This is a genomic window from Parabacteroides sp. AT13, from assembly GCF_002272965.1.
Lineage (GTDB): Bacteria > Bacteroidota > Bacteroidia > Bacteroidales > Tannerellaceae > Parabacteroides > Parabacteroides distasonis.
The window spans coordinates 1,558,106-1,574,583 of record NZ_NQMH01000002.1 but is presented as its reverse complement, the minus strand read 5'-3'; the positions used below and the strand labels follow the sequence as shown (position 1 = coordinate 1,574,583).

Annotated in this window: 14 protein-coding genes; 7 read left to right on the top strand and 7 right to left on the bottom strand. The window is 46.3% G+C overall.

The genetic code is table 11. From position 1 onward, the window contains the following. Positions 1-77 precede the first annotated feature (77 nt). Genes CI959_RS20860 through CI959_RS20840 form a run of 5 tightly spaced genes read right to left on the bottom strand, consistent with a single transcriptional unit; the run spans position 78 to position 1,483 of the window. Entirely contained in the window at positions 78-335 is a 258-nt protein-coding gene (locus tag CI959_RS20860) for a hypothetical protein (RefSeq protein WP_004289503.1), read from the bottom strand. A gap of 4 nt (positions 336-339) precedes the next feature. Further along, complete coding sequence (locus CI959_RS20855) at positions 340-636, bottom strand: hypothetical protein (protein ID WP_004289504.1); 297 nt, start codon at positions 634-636, stop codon at positions 340-342. 11 nt (positions 637-647) lie between these two features. Continuing rightward, a complete protein-coding gene (locus CI959_RS20850) occupies positions 648-980 on the bottom strand; it encodes a hypothetical protein (RefSeq protein WP_005777168.1) in 333 nt (110 codons plus the stop codon). A gap of 14 nt (positions 981-994) precedes the next feature. Next, a complete protein-coding gene (locus CI959_RS20845; RefSeq protein WP_004289506.1) occupies positions 995-1,171 on the bottom strand; it encodes a hypothetical protein in 177 nt (58 codons plus the stop codon). A gap of 18 nt (positions 1,172-1,189) precedes the next feature. Further along, a complete protein-coding gene (locus CI959_RS20840; protein ID WP_004289507.1) occupies positions 1,190-1,483 on the bottom strand; it encodes a hypothetical protein in 294 nt (97 codons plus the stop codon). A gap of 857 nt (positions 1,484-2,340) precedes the next feature. On the opposite strand from CI959_RS20840, the gene CI959_RS20830 reads away from it, so the two are divergent. Then, on the top strand, positions 2,341-3,519 hold the full coding sequence (locus CI959_RS20830; RefSeq protein WP_057316981.1) for an ATP-binding protein: 1,179 nt from the start codon (positions 2,341-2,343) through the stop codon (positions 3,517-3,519). A 38-nt stretch (positions 3,520-3,557) separates the two neighbouring features. Beyond that, the gene (gene nifJ / locus CI959_RS20825; protein ID WP_008774158.1) at positions 3,558-7,109 is read left to right on the top strand and encodes a pyruvate:ferredoxin (flavodoxin) oxidoreductase; all 3,552 of its coding nucleotides are present in this window, start codon (positions 3,558-3,560) and stop codon (positions 7,107-7,109) included. Positions 7,110-7,415: 306 nt separating this feature from the next. Here nifJ and CI959_RS20820 read toward each other — a convergent pair whose 3' ends face one another. Beyond that, entirely contained in the window at positions 7,416-8,585 is a 1,170-nt protein-coding gene (locus tag CI959_RS20820) for a porin (protein WP_057316982.1), read from the bottom strand. 147 nt (positions 8,586-8,732) lie between these two features. Further along, positions 8,733-9,767: an aldo/keto reductase gene (locus CI959_RS20815; RefSeq protein ID WP_057316983.1), complete on the bottom strand. Its 1,035-nt coding sequence runs from the start codon at positions 9,765-9,767 to the stop codon at positions 8,733-8,735. A gap of 96 nt (positions 9,768-9,863) precedes the next feature. Here CI959_RS20815 and CI959_RS20810 point away from each other — a divergent pair, with 96 nt between their 5' ends. The 5 genes from CI959_RS20810 to CI959_RS20795 all read left to right on the top strand — a co-directional run bounded on the left by CI959_RS20810 (position 9,864) and on the right by CI959_RS20795 (position 16,475). Beyond that, positions 9,864-10,640 carry a Cof-type HAD-IIB family hydrolase gene (locus CI959_RS20810; protein WP_057316984.1) on the top strand — a complete coding sequence of 259 codons (777 nt, stop codon included), beginning with the start codon at positions 9,864-9,866 and terminating at the stop codon, positions 10,638-10,640. Positions 10,641-10,674: 34 nt separating this feature from the next. Then, positions 10,675-11,217 (top strand): carbonic anhydrase, encoded by a 543-nt coding sequence (locus tag CI959_RS20805; protein WP_005858279.1) that lies wholly within the window; start codon positions 10,675-10,677, stop codon positions 11,215-11,217. Between the two features lie 186 nt (positions 11,218-11,403). Further along, on the top strand, positions 11,404-11,565 hold the full coding sequence (locus CI959_RS21665; RefSeq protein ID WP_005858277.1) for a hypothetical protein: 162 nt from the start codon (positions 11,404-11,406) through the stop codon (positions 11,563-11,565). Between the two features lie 233 nt (positions 11,566-11,798). Then, the gene (locus CI959_RS20800; protein ID WP_005858275.1) at positions 11,799-12,803 is read left to right on the top strand and encodes a M28 family metallopeptidase; all 1,005 of its coding nucleotides are present in this window, start codon (positions 11,799-11,801) and stop codon (positions 12,801-12,803) included. A 525-nt stretch (positions 12,804-13,328) separates the two neighbouring features. Further along, complete coding sequence (locus CI959_RS20795) at positions 13,329-16,475, top strand: SusC/RagA family TonB-linked outer membrane protein (protein ID WP_011966586.1); 3,147 nt, start codon at positions 13,329-13,331, stop codon at positions 16,473-16,475. Positions 16,476-16,478 lie beyond the last annotated feature (3 nt).

Here is a 16,478-nt window from a genome sequence, read left to right as displayed (position 1 = left end):
AGAAAAAGAAACGGGCTGAAACTGGCAGTTCCGGTTTAGCCCGCAAAAGTACATCGGAGGTCTCTTGCCCGTTCCCGTCAGAAATGGGCTACCATAATCCGATTTTTGAAAATTCTGTTTTTATCACTCGGTCGCCGTTGGTTTATCCAGATATGGTGTGCTCCGTATCCGAATATAAAATACTCATCGAGTGAGGTCTCGTTCTTCAAACGTTCCATACTTGCACGAAGTTCGGTTTCGTCAGTTGCAAAAAGAATCGTGTTCATGATTCGGAAATAGATTTCTTCCGCTTCATCGCTATAGCGGCAAAAGACGTGTTCGATTGTTACGTTCATGGTTCTATTGGTTTGATTGAGGTGTTTTAGGTACATTGGTCATTATTGATTCTCCGTCTTCGTTGAAAATCTCTATTGTCGGGTTGCCGTCGTTTTCTTCGGGGAGCATAGATTCCGATGTATCGGTCAATGCTTGCCACTCTTCATAGCAAAGACGGTTGTCAATGATGTTCGACACGTCCTCACAGTTCCATGAGCGGACGATTGCCTCGGCTTCTTCGTAACTATTTGCTTTTACACTGAAATAATCCCGTTCCCAACTTGTAACCTTACGGTCTTGATAAAATTTGTATTCTCCCATATCCTTGTTGTTTAACTGTTTACTTCTACAATATCCTCGATTCTGCCGTACAGTATCGAGCGTAACGCTGTTTTGTCAATCGCATAATACTCGTGAATGCTTCCGTGCTGTTTGACGAAATACCGTTTGAGAACGTCGGAAAAATCAAAATGATAACCGCTCAAGGCAATTCCACGTTTGAAATAGATGCTTTCCCACACGTTACGGGTAATCCAGTTCTTTTCTTCCCGGTTTAACTTGCCTCCGTTGTTCAGGTGTACCCGCAATTTGTAAACCTTGCTGTCCTGTAATGTCGCCAGTTCGGGAATATCCCATTTGACGAATTTTGTTGCTATCTGTGTCATACGTTTGCTATCGTTTAATCATGGATAATCACTTCATCACGGTATTCTGAAATTTCCTTGCCGCTTTCAAGGCGGACAACTATGGTGTTACCATAGTTGCCCACGATTGTACCTTCCGTGTAACCTTTGTATGGATTGAGCAGTGTGCAAGACAAACCGATAATATCGCTGTCTTCTTCGTATTCGTACATAGTGAATGCGTTTTTAGGTTACAGCTTAATGTCCCACTTGCCTTGCGAGAATATCCGAAAGCTCACGTATTCGTCCTCTAACTCGTATGTCAGTATGCGGATATAGATTTTATCTTTGGCTTCCAAAGAAGCTACCAGTTCGTCGATTTCTTTTTCTGGGTATTCCCAACGGGAAGAAAATTCTGCATCTACAGTGTCGCCATACCGATTGACAAAACCGTTGAAATTATCGTCCAGAAATGCCTCTATTTTATCGAGGTCTTGCTTGTTTTCCGTACTTGCGTGAAAAATGTTTGTTGCATAGTTCGCCATAATCTTAAATTTTGAGTTTTCTTTTTTCCCTCTTGTAGCATCAGCTACTTTCGGGCTTGATTTAATTATGTCGCTTCAAAAGGTGACATGGCTCTTTATGCAGGGTTTCACAACCAAATACTACCTCCGCAAAGCGGAGCGTGGAGATTTTGTCGTGAACCGTCAGGCTGTGACCTTGCATACAAGAAAGACATGTCAAGTACCTTTGCGACACAATTCATATCAGACAGCCCGAAAGCGGATGTGCGAATACAGGGAAGAGAAGATCTCGTGTAAAAGGTTGATGGTTTATAAAAAGGGAGTTGCAGCGAAAAGAAAAATATGCCGTGGAATCTTTTTTTCTTTTGGCTGCACAATGGGACCAGAGTGTTTTACGAAGTTCGGGAAAAGGTTTAGTTTAGTCCATTAGCCTATATATATGCTAAATCAAAGTAAACTATATTTAGGCAGACAAATTTGCCTGCCTATAAGTTTTTCCTTATCTTTGTATGAATTAAAGAAGGCTTGCTTTTCTTTTGGCTGCAATGGTTCTTGGAAGTTCAAATACAACCGTCGGACGAGGAAAAAAATTCTGGTAGGAAGCTGGTTCAAGAAGTCCCGATTATAAGTAAGTGCAAGGAAAGAAACAGAGTGAAAACAAAAAATCGGGAAATGCCTTTAATTAGCAATTTTGTTTCTTATTTGTTCCTCAATTAAAACTATAAAATTTTCAACACACTGAATTTCAAATCATTATATATACTATTTTTGAGAGATTGGATTTATTTGCAATAAAATTGCAATCTCCGCATTGCAAATGAGAAAAGATGTTTATCTTTGCATCGGTAATTCCAAATTTTCAATTACCAATTATGTAGGTGGAAGCATTCTTTAAAACACATAAATATCTGGTAGAGCATCTGTATTCTCCGGTACGAAGGGGATTGATGGATGAGATCAATTGGGAGGATCGGTTGATCGGTATTAAAGGTTCGCGAGGAGTCGGAAAGACCACTTTCTTGTTAGACTATGCCCGTGAATATTTTGGTGCCGATAATAAGGAATGCTTATACATTAATTTAAATCATTTCTATTTTACGGAACGCACACTCGTTGATTTCGCCGCCGAGTTTCGGGCTAAAGGCGGAAAGGTGTTGTTGATAGACCAAGTGTTTAAGTATTCCAACTGGTCGAGAGAGTTGCGGTATTGCTATGATAATTTCGAGGACTTGAAGATCGTTTTCTCCGGCTCGTCGGTGATGCGTCTGAAAGAGGAGAACCCGGACTTGTCCGGCAAGGTGGTATCGTATAACCTCAGGGGGTTCTCGTTCCGTGAGTTCTTGAACTTGATGTCGGGGAACCAGTTTTCCGCGTACACGTTCGATGAGGTAGTAGAGAATCATCAGGAAATCGCCAAACGTATTTGCTCGGTCGTAAGGCCGATGGCTTATTTCCAAGATTATCTCCATCATGGTTTCTATCCGTTCTTCTTGGAAAAGCGCAACTTCTCCGAGAATCTGCTGAAGACCATGAACATGATGCTAGAGGTGGACGTGTTATACATAAAACAAATCGAACAAAGCTACCTACCAAAGCTACGCAAACTACTCTACTTATTGGCTACGAGCGCTCCTTGTACCCCAAACGTGAGTCAGTTGAGCAAGGATATCGAGACATCCCGGGCCACCGTGATGAACTATATCAAGTATTTGACAGATGCTCGTTTGATGAATATGCTGTATCCGGTGGGCGAATCCTTTCCGAAGAAGCCCTCCAAGGTATATATGTATAACTCGAACCTGATGTACCCCATCCGTCCGATGGAGGTAAATGCCGGGGCGGTGCGTGAGTCGTTCTTTTATAACCAACTACTGAAAGACAATAAGCTGAATGAAGGAATCAAGAACGCCCACTTTCTGGTGAATACGATGTATAATTTCCGGATCGAGGAAAGCATGAAAGTGAAGAACAATCCGGATATGTATTATGCTGTTGATAAGACCGAGATCGGGGAGGGGAACATGATCCCGCTTTGGTTGTTCGGTTTTCTATATTGAGTAAGGATATTTTTTAATACTAATAGTTTTATAGGTCTATGACAAAACAGAAGAAATTTTTAACCTGTGATGGTAATCAGGCCGCTGCTCATATCTCGTATATGTTCAGCGAGGTGGCTGCGATTTACCCCATCACTCCGTCGTCTACAATGGCTGAATATGTAGATGAATGGGCTGCAGCCGGACGTAAGAATATTTTCGGCGAGACTGTAATGGTACAGGAAATGCAATCAGAGGGTGGTGCCGCAGGTGCTGTTCACGGTTCATTGCAAGCGGGTGCCTTGACAACAACCTACACTGCTTCTCAAGGTTTGTTGCTTATGATCCCTAATATGTACAAGATCGCCGGTGAATTGCTTCCTTGCGTTTTCCACGTATCCGCTCGTACATTGGCTTCTCATGCGTTGTGTATCTTCGGTGACCATCAAGACGTGATGTCTGCCCGTCAGACAGGTTTCGCCATGTTGGCCGAGGGTTCCGTACAGGAGGTTATGGACTTGGCCGGTGTAGCTCACTTGGCTACGATCAAGTCTCGTGTGCCGTTCGTGAACTTCTTCGACGGTTTCCGTACCTCTCACGAGATCCAGAAGATCGAGGCTTTGGAGAATGAGGACTTGGCTCCGCTTATCGACCAGAAGGCCTTGGCCGAGTTCCGTGCCCGTGCCTTGAACCCGGAGAGACCGGTCGCTCGCGGTATGGCCGAGAACCCGGATCATTTCTTCCAACACAGAGAATCTTCCAACACGTACTACGAGGCAGTTCCCGCTATCGTAGAGGAATATATGAACGAGGTTTCCAAGATCACAGGCCGTAAATACGGTTTGTTCGATTATTACGGAGCTGAGGACGCTGAGCGTGTGATCATCGCCATGGGTTCTGTTACGGAGGCCGCTCGTGAGGCTATCGATCACTTGATCGCTAAGGGCGAGAAGGTAGGTTTGGTATCCGTTCACTTGTATCGTCCGTTCTCCGCTAAGCATTTCTTGGCTGCCGTGCCTAAGACCGCTAAGCGTATCGCCGTATTGGATCGCACGAAAGAGCCGGGTGCTAACGGTGAGCCGTTGTATCTGGACGTAAAAGACTGCTTCTATGGTCAGGAGGATGCTCCGGTGATCGTAGGTGGCCGTTATGGTCTGGGTTCTAAGGATACGACTCCGGCTCAGATCCTGTCCGTATTCGAGAACTTGGCGTTGCCGATGCCGAAGAACCAGTTCACGATCGGTATCGTGGATGACGTTACTTTCACTTCTCTGCCTCAGAAGGAAGAGATCGCCTTGGGCGGTGAGGGTATGTTCGAGGCTAAGTTCTACGGTTTGGGTGCCGACGGTACGGTAGGCGCTAACAAGAACTCGGTGAAGATTATCGGTGATAACACGGATAAATACTGTCAGGCTTATTTCTCTTACGACTCTAAGAAATCCGGCGGTTTCACTTGTTCTCACCTGCGTTTCGGTGATCATCCGATCCGTTCTACTTATTTGGTGAATACCCCGAACTTCGTGGCTTGCCACGTTCAGGCTTATTTGCGCATGTACGACGTGACTCGTGGTTTGCGTGAGAACGGTACCTTCTTGTTGAATACCGTTTGGGGCGCTGAGGAGTTGGCTAAGCACTTGCCTAATAAGGTAAAACGTTACTTCGCTCAGAAGAATATCACTGTATATTATATCAACGCTACACAGATCGCCTTGGAGATCGGTTTAGGTAACCGTACCAATACGATCCTCCAGTCCGCTTTCTTCCGTATCACGGGTGTTATCCCTGTAGACTTGGCTATCGAGCAGATGAAGAAATTCATCGTTAAGTCTTACGGTAAGAAGGGCGAGGACGTGGTTAACAAGAACTACGCGGCTGTAGACCGTGGTGGCGAGTACAACCAATTGACGGTTGATCCCGCTTGGGCTAACCTTCCGGATGATGAGGCTGTCGTAAACAACGATCCCGCTTTCATCAACGAGGTAGTTCGTCCGATCAACGCTCAGGATGGCGACTTATTGAAGGTTTCCGCATTCAAGGGCATCGAGGATGGTACTTGGGCGCAAGGAACCGCTAAATACGAGAAACGTGGCGTGGCCGCTTTCGTTCCGGTTTGGAATGAGGCGAACTGTATCCAGTGTAACCAATGCGCTTACGTTTGTCCTCACGCTTCTATCCGTCCGTTCGTATTGAACGATGAGGAGCAGAAGGGCGCCAGCTTCGCTATGTTGGACGTGAAGGCTCCGGCCGCTATGAAAGGTATGAAGTTCCGTATGCAGGTAGACGTTCTCGACTGTCTGGGTTGCGGTAACTGCGCCGATATCTGTCCGGGATTCAAGGGCAACAAGGCATTGTCTATGGTTCCGCTGGAAGGCCAGTTGGCTGAGGCCGATAACTGGAACTACTGCGTAGCTAACGTTTCTTCTAAGCAAAACTTGGTAGACGTGAAGTCTAACGTGAAGAACTCACAGTTCGCTACTCCGTTGTTTGAATTCTCAGGCGCTTGCTCCGGTTGTGGCGAGACTCCGTACGTGAAGTTGATCACCCAGTTGTTCGGCGACCGCGAGATGGTGGCTAACGCTACCGGATGTTCTTCTATCTACTCCGGTTCTGTTCCTTCCACTCCTTATACAACGAACGAGAAGGGTCAAGGTCCTGCTTGGGCAAACTCTTTGTTCGAGGACTTCTGCGAGTTCGGCTTGGGTATGGAATTGGCGAACGAGAAGATGCGTAAACGTTTGGAAGGCTTGTTGCAACAGATCACCGTGGGCGAGCATGCTCCGGCTGAGGCCAAGGAAATAGCCGCCGCTTGGATCGCTAACCAGAACGACGCCGAGAAGACGAAGGAATTGGCTCCGCAAATCATGGCATTCGTTGAGCAAGGCATCAAGGAGGGTTGTCCGGTTTGCGCTCAGATCAAGGAATTGTCTCACTTCTTGGTAAAACGTTCTCAATGGATTATCGGTGGTGACGGTGCTTCTTACGATATCGGTTACGGTGGTTTGGATCACGTGATCGCTTCCGGCAAGAACGTAAATATCTTGGTATTGGATACGGAGGTTTACTCTAACACGGGTGGTCAGTCCTCGAAGGCTACTCCGGTGGGCGCTATCGCTAAGTTCGCCGCTTCCGGTAAGAGGGTACGTAAGAAAGACCTTGGCTTGATGGCTACTACTTATGGTTACGTATATGTGGCTCAGATCGCTATGGGCGCCGACCAAGCCCAGACATTGAAGGCGATCCGCGAGGCCGAGGCTTACGACGGTCCTTCATTGATCATCGCTTACGCTCCTTGTATCAACCACGGTTTGAAGAAGGGTATGGGTAAGTCGCAAGCTGAGGAGAAAGAAGCCGTAGCATGCGGTTACTGGCACTTGTGGCGTTACAACCCGGCTTTGGAGGCAGAGGGCAAGAATCCGTTCACCTTGGATAGCAAGGAGCCGGATTGGAGCAAGTTCCAAGACTTCTTGAAGGGTGAGGTTCGTTTCGCTTCCGTAGCCAAGCAATATCCGGCCGAGGCCGCTGAGTTGTTTGCCGCCGCCGAGGAGAACGCTAAATGGCGTCTGCGTAGCTACAAACGTATGGCTGCCGAGAATTGGGATGTAGAGGCTTAATATAACAGGTCTTTTATTATAGAATGAGGGCGGTGTCTCCGGAAACGGAAGGCACCGCTTTTTTTATGGGGTGGATGGGGGAAGCTGCACATAAGGCAATACGGACCTGTACTACCGTATGTGCCGGCCTGTACTTCCTTATGTGTCAGCCCGCGCTACCGTATCTACAAATCCGTACTAACGTATCTACACGTTTGCACGAACGTATCTGCAAATTTACACAAGCGTATCTGCAAGTTTGCACGAACGTATCTACAAGTCTGTACTACCATATCTGCAAGCCTGCGCTACCGTATGCGCGGTTTGTCAGAAGACCGGGATCGAATAGACCAGCCCCAGCGATATACGGTGTGTATCCGGTTCTATGGCTCCCATTTGCGTGGCGGCTTTCTCTAGGATAACGCCCCGGTAGGTGTATAGGACGAATACGAAAAGGTCGAGTTGCTTGAAGGGGAAGAATTCCACGCTACTCTGCGCGTTCCACGAACGGCGGTACATCCCTTTCCGGAAATCACCGTTGCTCTTATACACCCGGGCGGTCTCGTACGCCCCTTTCACGTAAACGTTCCATTGGGGGTGGACACGGTAATCCACGTCGCCGATAATTGATAGGTATTCGGTGTTCATGGCGGTATGAGGCGTGCCGGGCAGACGGCTGACGACCCCATGTTGGTCGATCCCTTGGCGGGTGTACATAACGTCGAGGTACGTTAGCAACGGGCCTTTCTCATAGGTGTTGCCACAGGTGAAATAATAGGAGTAGCGCTTGCGGGTCTGCTGTCCGACGGCGGTGGCATAACGCAGTTGCAAGGTCTTGTCCAGATAATAGCTATTCCAGTTGACCGTGTACATAAAGGGTATCTTGGCCTTGGCGGTACCCTCGGGAAGTCCGGTAGGGTAGATGTCCTCATCGTTACCGTTGCGGTTATTCACGATCTGGAAACAAAGCTCGTGGTCCGGGTTGACTTGCCAGTTGCCCGAGATACCGGCTTGGTAGGCGGTCAGTAAATTATTGAACTCGCTAAACTCTCGTACCCGGATGGAATTGACGTAATACTCGTATCCCCCGAAATTAACGAACTGCTTGCCGATCGTGAAATTGAGATTATGCCGTGCCTTTAGGTTCACGTAAGCCAGCTCGAGCGAGGAGGAGAGGTTGTCGAGCGAATAGGGATCGGAGTATTTGTTGAACGACTGCCGGTAATGATACCCCAGCCACTTGCCTACATCCCCCTTGATCTCCAGCCGGACACGGTTCAGCTTGAAGTTCATACCGTCTAGCTCCTTTCCGACAAACTCAGCGTTGGCCGAGGTGAAAAGCTGGAAGTTCATCTCGGCGCTATTGATCTTGATCTCTCCGTTCGATAATCGTTCCACGAGTGTAGGTTCCCCGTTATTCTCCCGAAGGGTCTCTTGGGCCGTCAGGCTGGCGTTCGTGGCTAGACAAAGCAAGAAAAGTAGAAAATGTTTCCTCATACGATAGATTTAGTTGGTAACAGCCTACAAAAGTATAAAAAACGTCTTAACCAAGATACGTTTAAGGGGATGAAAATGGGTGTTTAGGGGATGCGGACTTTCGTGCTATCCGCATCCCGAGGTGTATACGCTTTCTCTAGCCTCCGTCTAGAACCTCAATTGAGAATTCAATTCCGGGAACTGCGCTTGATGCCAATACGGGTAGATCGGGGTCGTCTGGCTTGCCATATCGAGGCGCTTCACCTGCTCCGGGCTGAGGCTCCAGCCTACGGCCTCTAGGTTCTGCCTTAGCTGCTCTTCCGTGCGGGCACCTATGATAAGGCTGCTTACTGTAGGCCGTTGCAATAACCAGTTCAAGGCGCATTGGGCTACGCTATGCCCGGTCTCCTCGGCTACCTGTTCCAATACCTCCACGATGTCGTACAGGCGTTCGTAAGAAGTAGCCTCGTCAGGTATCGGGCTTCCTCCGCGAGCGACACGCCCGTCCGTCGGGATCGGGTTATTCCGGCGGTACTTCCCGCCCAGACGTCCGGCGGATAAGGGGCTCCAGATAATGGCGCCCACCTTCTGGTCGATGCCTAGCGGCATCAATTCCCACTCGAACTCCCGGTTCAGCAAGGAGTAATAAACCTGTTGGGCCATGTACCGGCTCCATCCATACCGCTCCGATACGGAAAGCGACTTCATTAAGTGCCAGCCGGAGAAGTTCGAGCAAGCGATATAACGGACCTTCCCGCTCGTCACCAAGTCGTCCAAGGCTCGGAGTGTCTCCTCTACCGGGGTATTTGCGTCGAAACCGTGCATATGATAAATGTCGATATGATCCGTGTTCAATCGTCTCAGGCTCGCCTCGCACGCCTGTATCAGATGGAAACGGGAAGAACCGATGGCGTTACGGCTCTCCGGGCTTAGGTTGAAAGTCGCCTTCGTGGAGATCAAGAGGCGATTCCTCAATCCGTGGATCGCCTTTCCCAAGATTTCCTCGGAAAGACCGTTGGAGTAGACATCCGCCGTATCGAATAGATTCACCCCGGCGTCCAAGCAAAGATTGACCATACGGGTAGCCTCTTCCACCTTGGTATGTCCCCAACCTTCAAAACCATTCGTGCCACCAAAAGTAGCCGTACCTAAACAAAGTGCCGGAACGTATAATCCGGAACCTCCTAGTTGTCTGTATTCCATAAAAAACTATATCTATTATTTGATGAAGGAAATGAAAATACAAATGTAACAAATAAAGTGTATCTTTGTCATTAAAAGAAGATAATAGGTATAAGTATGATTAAGGCAGTATTTTTTGACATTGACGGTACGTTGGTAAGTTTCAAGACGCATAAACTACCGGACTCCACGGTCCGGGCCTTGGACCTGTTGCGAGAAAAGGGAATCAAGGTTTTCATCGCTACCGGCCGCCAGTTGCAATCTATCAATAACCTCGGGACGCAAGAGTTCGATGGCTATGTTACCTTGAACGGAGGATATTGCTTGGCCGGAAAAGATAAGGTTATCTATAAACATAATATCCCGTCGGGGGATATAGAGGCGTTGATCCGCTATCAAGAGAATGAGGAGGCGTTCCCGTGCGCCTTGGTGGAGGAAGATGGGATTTACCAGAACTACGTGGATGATTCTGTGCGACAGCTTTACGACATGCTAGACTTCCCTCATCCTCCCTTGCGTCCTTTGCGTGGCAACGGGGGTAAGGAAGTATACCAGCTGATAGCCTTTTTCTCTCCCGGCCATGAAGAACGTATCATGTCCGTCTTGCCGCATTGCGAGGCTACTCGCTGGAACCCGCTATTTGCGGATGTCGTGCCGCGGGGGAGCAGTAAGGCGGTAGGGATCGATAAGATCATCGAGTATTACGGGATCTCGCTCCACGAGACGATGGCTTTTGGCGATGGAGGCAACGATATGGCCATGCTTTGCCACGCCGGGATCGGGGTAGCCATGGGTAACGCCGGCGACGAGGTGAAAGAGGCGGCGGATTACGTGACCGACTCCGTAGATGACGATGGTGTCATGAACGCTTTAAGACATTTCGATGTTATATAAATAAACAGTTTAATAACGCTAAATCACAAACGCTATGATTGATGAATTGGTAAGCTATAATCGTGAGTTCGTAAAGAACAAGGGGTATGAGAAGTATATCACGAATAAATATCCCGATAAGAAGATCGCCATCGTGTCTTGCATGGATACCCGGCTGACCGAGTTGCTACCCGCCTCCTTGGGCATCAAGAATGGAGACGTGAAAATTATAAAGAACGCAGGGGCGATCATATCCCACCCCTTCGGAAGCGTTATCCGGAGCTTGATGGTGGCGATTTACGAGCTTGGGGTTGTAGAGGTAATGATAATCGGGCATACCGATTGTGGAGCCAAGCACATGAATAGCTCCGAGATGATCGAAAAGATGAAAGAGCGGGGAATCCCGCAGGAACGAATAGATATGATCCGATATTGCGGTATAAACTTCGAGTCGTGGTTGCGGGGATTCGAGACCTCCGAGGCTTCCGTGCACGAGACCGTGGAGCAAATTCGGAATCATCCGCTGATTCCGTCGGATATAACGGTAAGAGGGTTTGTAATAGACTCTGTTACAGGTGAATTAACGCCGGTGGAGTAATCCCCGGCGTATTTAGACTTATTTGCACAATTCATAAATAATCGAAAAAATGAAATATTTTATTATGTTCTACAACATTGTTTCGGATAAAATGGTTATCTTTGTAACGAATTAAGAAAGAAAGATCGTTTTAGGATTATTTATTAACTGGCTTTCCAAGCGTGGGAAGCGTAAAACAAAAAGATTATGATGATGAGAGAAAATGAGAAAAGCCTTCGTGCTTTAGCGATGTTGCGTTATCAAGCAGATCGTTACCAGTCAGCTGGCAATGGTGCCATGAGTCAGCGATTAAACGCTGAGATCCGTCGCCTTATGAGCGAAATGAGTGTAGATGCGGATAAGAACTAAAAGACCGCGTCTTTTTTAAGTAAAGAATTAAAGTAAGAAATAAATTAGATGTCATCTCTTACCTCCGTTCAAAACGGAATGGTGAGAGATAGGAAATGAGGATTACCTTTGGCAATACGGCCGGGTGAGCCTTTTTTTGTGCCCTTTCCTTTCCTTCTCCTTCGCGTATCAGGGAAATTACTTATATTTGTGAATGAAAAAGCTAAAACAATAATCATTTGAACACAAAAGCGATGAAAAAAGCAGGATTACTCTTAATGTCGCTGGCATTAAGTACGGCTCTTTGGGCGGAAAGTCCGGAGAAGAAAGGTTTGGACGTGATAAATAGATCGACCGCCGAGGCGCATATCGGTTTCTTGGCCGATGATGATCTGGAGGGCCGTGAGGCCGGTTTCCGTGGAGGCCGTATAGCGGGAGATTATATCGTGGCGAACTTGAAGTCTTTAGGTATCGATCCCGTGGGCGATTCCTATTACCATCCGTTCGAGGCTTACCATCTGGAACGCCAGAAAAGAGGAGCCCGTTGGCAAGTCCACCCGGACTCGGTGGCCGCTATCAAGCAGACCGGTGTTTTCCAGAAGCTATCCTTGAATAATATATTGGGTAAGATAGAGGGGAAGAACCCGAACGAGATCGTGATTGTCGGCGCTCACTATGACCATCTGGGTATCGACCCGATGCTGGATGGCGACCAGATCTATAACGGGGCGGACGATAACGCCTCCGGAGTCTCTGCCGTTTTGCAGATAGCGAGGGCTTTCCTTGCCACGGGCCAGCAACCGGAGCGAACCGTTGTATTCGCTTTCTGGGACGGTGAGGAGAAAGGGCTTCTCGGATCGAAAGCCTTCGTTCAGTCTTTTCCAGAGATAAAGAACGTGAAAGGATATTTGAATTTCGATATGATCGGCCGTAACAATAACGAGGCGAAGCCTACCCATGTGGTTTATTTCTATACGGAGGCGCACCCTGCTTTCGGCGATTGGCTGAAGAACGATATCAAGAAATACAACTTGAATCTGGCACCGGATTATCGTCCGTGGGATAACCCGGTAGGAGGGAGTGATAACGGTTCCTTCGCAAAGATAGGTATCCCTATTATCTGGTATCATACCGACGGGCATCCGGATTACCATCAACCGAGCGACCATGCCGACCGGATTAATTGGGACAAGGTGGTGAATATCACGAAGGCCTCGTTCCTTAATATGTGGTATATGGCGAATGAGAAAGATTTTTAGAGATTATACTTCTTTTTCAATAGAAGATATCTAATAAAAGTAAGTTAACTTCATCGGCGAAGTAAGTTAACTTACTTTGGCATTTTAATTAACTTACTTTGCTAATGAAGCTGGCTTGCTTTTATATTCTGAAAAAACGCCTGAATTACTGTGATTTCATATCTTACCGCAGATACTTAGTTCTACATGAACTCAAGTCGATTTTAACTTAAAACCGTTTATATTTCTAATTTTATATTGTAAAACATAAAAATAAGGAAAGATTTATTTAATTATAATAACACAATATAATGAATATTTCATATCTTTGCCTCCGATATAAAATGTGCTAGGTATTTTGGCGCCAACTAAATAAAATAACTTCTACTTAAGAAAAGTTCATGTAGGACTCCGATAGTTAGCCCATTTTTTATTTGAACTTAATTACGCTAGAACTCAGGAGTGAGTGTATGTATGTGAATAATTTTAAAAGACAAATGTTTCGCCAAGACATTGTCTAATTATTTATCAATAAAACCATCAGTTATGTTGAAAAACTTTAAACCTGTCAGCTTAATTCTATGTGCGGGTGCGTTATGCTTCTCGGGAAGCATGTATGCCAACATCGCACCTGTTGAGCAAGGTGCCTCTATCTCCCAGCAAAACGGGAAAGTAACAGGTACAGTGGAAGATGATTTCGGCCCAGTGACCGGAGCGTCAGTTGTCGTGAAAGGCACGACCAATGGTACGATTACCGATATGGACGGTAATTTCACCTTGGAAGGTGTCAAGAATGGTGATGTAATCCAAATCTCATTCATTGGTTACTCCACCATGGAAATTACGTATACCGGCCAACCGGTAGGCGTTATCAAATTAGCGGAAGACACCCAGAAATTGGATGAGGTCGTGGTTACGGCCTTAGGCATGAAGCGATCTGAGAAGTCCTTGGGTTATGCGATGCAAGAGTTGAAGGGAGACGCTTTGCTGGATTCTCGCGAGAGCAATATCGCCAATGCGTTGTCCGGTAAGGTTTCCGGTTTGCAGGTCGTTCGTTCTAGTGGTAGTGTAGGCGGTTCTTCGAAGATTGTACTTCGTGGTGCGAACTCTTTGACGGGTTCTAATCAGCCGTTGGTAGTTGTAGATGGTACTCCGATGGATAACTTCACCGGTGGTGTAGATGATGCTTGGGGTAACTCCGGTACGGATATGGGTAACGGTCTTTCGGATATCAATCCAGAAGACATCGAGTCTATGTCTGTATTGAAAGGTGCTTCCGCTGCCGCTCTTTACGGTTCTCGTGCCGGTAATGGTGTTATCTTGATTACGACGAAATCAGGAAAGAAGAATGATGGTCTGGGTATCAATGTGAACTTTGGAGTTACGGCGGATACTCCTTTTATGTTGCCGGAACTGCAAAGTTCTTTCGGACAGGGTTCTGTTGGTGCTTACAATGACCAAACCAATCTGAGCTGGGGTCCGAGGATTGAAGGACAGACTATTACTACGTATGACGGACGTCAAGTGCCAATGGCCGCTTATGACAATATTGGCGCTTTCTTTGGTACAGGTACCTCTTTCAATGAAGGCGTAAGTTTCCAGCAAGATGTGAATGGAACCTCTATGTTCTTTTCTTTCAATCGCCAAGATGACTCGGGTGTAACCCCAGAGCAAAGTCTGAATAAGACGAATTTAACGTTACGTGCTACCTCATTTTTGGATGAGGCTAAGAAATGGAAGGTGGATGCGAAGGTGAACTATGTAAACCAAAACGCCCATAATCGTCCGATCATTGGTATAAACCCATCCAACGCATTTTCAACCGTTTATAATTTGCCTCGCTCTTTGAATGTTCTTGATTTTGAGAACTGTGTGGATGATCAAGGGAAAATGGTTTGGTATGATAAAAGTAATAGTCCACAGGAGAACCCTTATTGGGTAACTCAATACCGTCAGAACGACGATACGCGTAATCGTATTTTAGGAAATGCTTCTTTAAAATATGCTCCTACGGATTGGTTTGATATCGAGCTGAGAGGAGGTACTGACTATTATACTACCACGACTACTCAAAAGTTATATTCAGGAGGTAATACGAAGCCGGAAGGTAGCTATTCTGAAGGTTCTGAGACATTCTATGAGAATAACTTTAGCTTCTTGGCTACGGCGCGTAAGGATGATTTGATCAGCAAATTGGGTGGTTTTGTTACATTTGGTGGTAACATCATGCAGCAGAAACGTACCAAAATGAATGCAAGTGCGGGAACGTTGTTGGTTCCTGATTTGTTTGATGTCAATAATGGTGTTGATAAACCTTCTATTACATCTTCTTTGACCCAGCGTAAAATGAACTCTTTGTACGGATCTCTCCAGTTGAACTGGGATGGTTGGTTGTTCTTGGATGTTACGGCACGTAATGACTGGTCATCCACTATGTCAAAAGAGAATCGTTCTTATTTCTATCCTTCTGTTAGCTTATCTGCTGTAATCTCTGATATGGTACAGAAAAACGGAGGAAGTATGCCTGATTGGTTTAGTTTCGCGAAGGTGCGTGCTTCTTTCGCTGAGGTAGGTAATGATTTGGATCCTTATCAGTTATATAATGTATATACAATTTCTAAGGATGCTAATGGTAATAGTATGGCTTCTGCCGGAAGTACCTTGTTTGACTCTTCGGTTAAGAGTGAGTTGATCAAGTCTTGGGAGGTTGGTGCCGACTTACGTTTCTTCAATAACCGTTTTGGTATTGATGCCGCTTGGTATAAGACAAATGCGACCAATCAGTTGCTGAATATTCCGATGGATGCTTTTTCCGGATATGAATCTCGAAAAGTGAATGCGGGTAATATCCAGAACCAAGGTTTCGAACTTTCGTTGAATGGTGCTATTATGCAGACTGCTAGTGGGTTTAACTGGGATGCGCAAGCTCATTTCTCTTTGAATAGAAGTAAGATCTTGGAATTAACCGAAGGGGTGACTGTCTATGATATCAAGACTGTGGATGTCTTACAGATTGCCGCTACCGAAGGTGGTAAATATGGTGATATTTATGGACAGAAATTTGTTCGCCACAATGGGCAGGTCGTGGTAGGTGAAGATGGTCTTCCTTTGATTACGACAGATAAAGAGTTGATCGGTAATCAGAACCCGGATTGGATGCTTGGTCTCACGAATAATTTCTCTTATAAGGGTTTTGATTTGAGTTTCTTGATCGACTTCCGTATAGGTGGTGAGATTTACTCGGCGACGACTTCTTCTTTGCATAAGAATGGTAACGCTGCCGGAACGGTTGTGAATGGTGATCGTGCTGATTTCGTGGTTCCAAACTCAATCATGAAAAAAGGTGATGAGTATGTGAAGAATGATGTCGCTGTTACGCCTCAAAGATATTGGGAGCGTATCGCTTCTTCAGGAAACTATGGTTTGCCGGAGGTGTTTACGTATGACGCTACGAATATCCGTTTGAGAAATATTACTTTAGGATATACGTTCAATAAGAATTTGTTGAAGAAAACCCCGTTCCAAAAGTTGCGTCTGTCCGCGACTTGTAATAACGTATGGATGATTGTTTCTCATTTGCCGGGTATCGATCCTGAATCTGTGGCAGCTACAAATACGAATGCGGTAGGATTCGAGAATGGTGGCGCGCCTACAAATCGTTCTTATACATTTAATTTAACTGTAGGATTCTAATAG

Coding starts and splice junctions, on each gene's coding strand:
- CI959_RS20845 (WP_004289506.1), bottom strand. CDS start 1,171: ATGTACGAATACGAAGAAGACAGCGATATTATCGGTTTGTCTTGCACA.
- CI959_RS21665 (WP_005858277.1), top strand. CDS start 11,404: ATGATGATGAGAGAAAATGAGAAAAGCCTTCGTGCTTTAGCGATGTTG.
- CI959_RS20815 (WP_057316983.1), bottom strand. CDS start 9,767: ATGGAATACAGACAACTAGGAGGTTCCGGATTATACGTTCCGGCACTT.
- CI959_RS20855 (WP_004289504.1), bottom strand. CDS start 636: ATGGGAGAATACAAATTTTATCAAGACCGTAAGGTTACAAGTTGGGAA.
- CI959_RS20860 (WP_004289503.1), bottom strand. CDS start 335: ATGAACGTAACAATCGAACACGTCTTTTGCCGCTATAGCGATGAAGCG.
- CI959_RS20810 (WP_057316984.1), top strand. CDS start 9,864: ATGATTAAGGCAGTATTTTTTGACATTGACGGTACGTTGGTAAGTTTC.
- CI959_RS20795 (WP_011966586.1), top strand. CDS start 13,329: ATGTTGAAAAACTTTAAACCTGTCAGCTTAATTCTATGTGCGGGTGCG.
- CI959_RS20850 (WP_005777168.1), bottom strand. CDS start 980: ATGACACAGATAGCAACAAAATTCGTCAAATGGGATATTCCCGAACTG.
- CI959_RS20800 (WP_005858275.1), top strand. CDS start 11,799: ATGAAAAAAGCAGGATTACTCTTAATGTCGCTGGCATTAAGTACGGCT.
- CI959_RS20805 (WP_005858279.1), top strand. CDS start 10,675: ATGATTGATGAATTGGTAAGCTATAATCGTGAGTTCGTAAAGAACAAG.
- CI959_RS20840 (WP_004289507.1), bottom strand. CDS start 1,483: ATGGCGAACTATGCAACAAACATTTTTCACGCAAGTACGGAAAACAAG.
- nifJ (WP_008774158.1), top strand. CDS start 3,558: ATGACAAAACAGAAGAAATTTTTAACCTGTGATGGTAATCAGGCCGCT.
- CI959_RS20820 (WP_057316982.1), bottom strand. CDS start 8,585: ATGAGGAAACATTTTCTACTTTTCTTGCTTTGTCTAGCCACGAACGCC.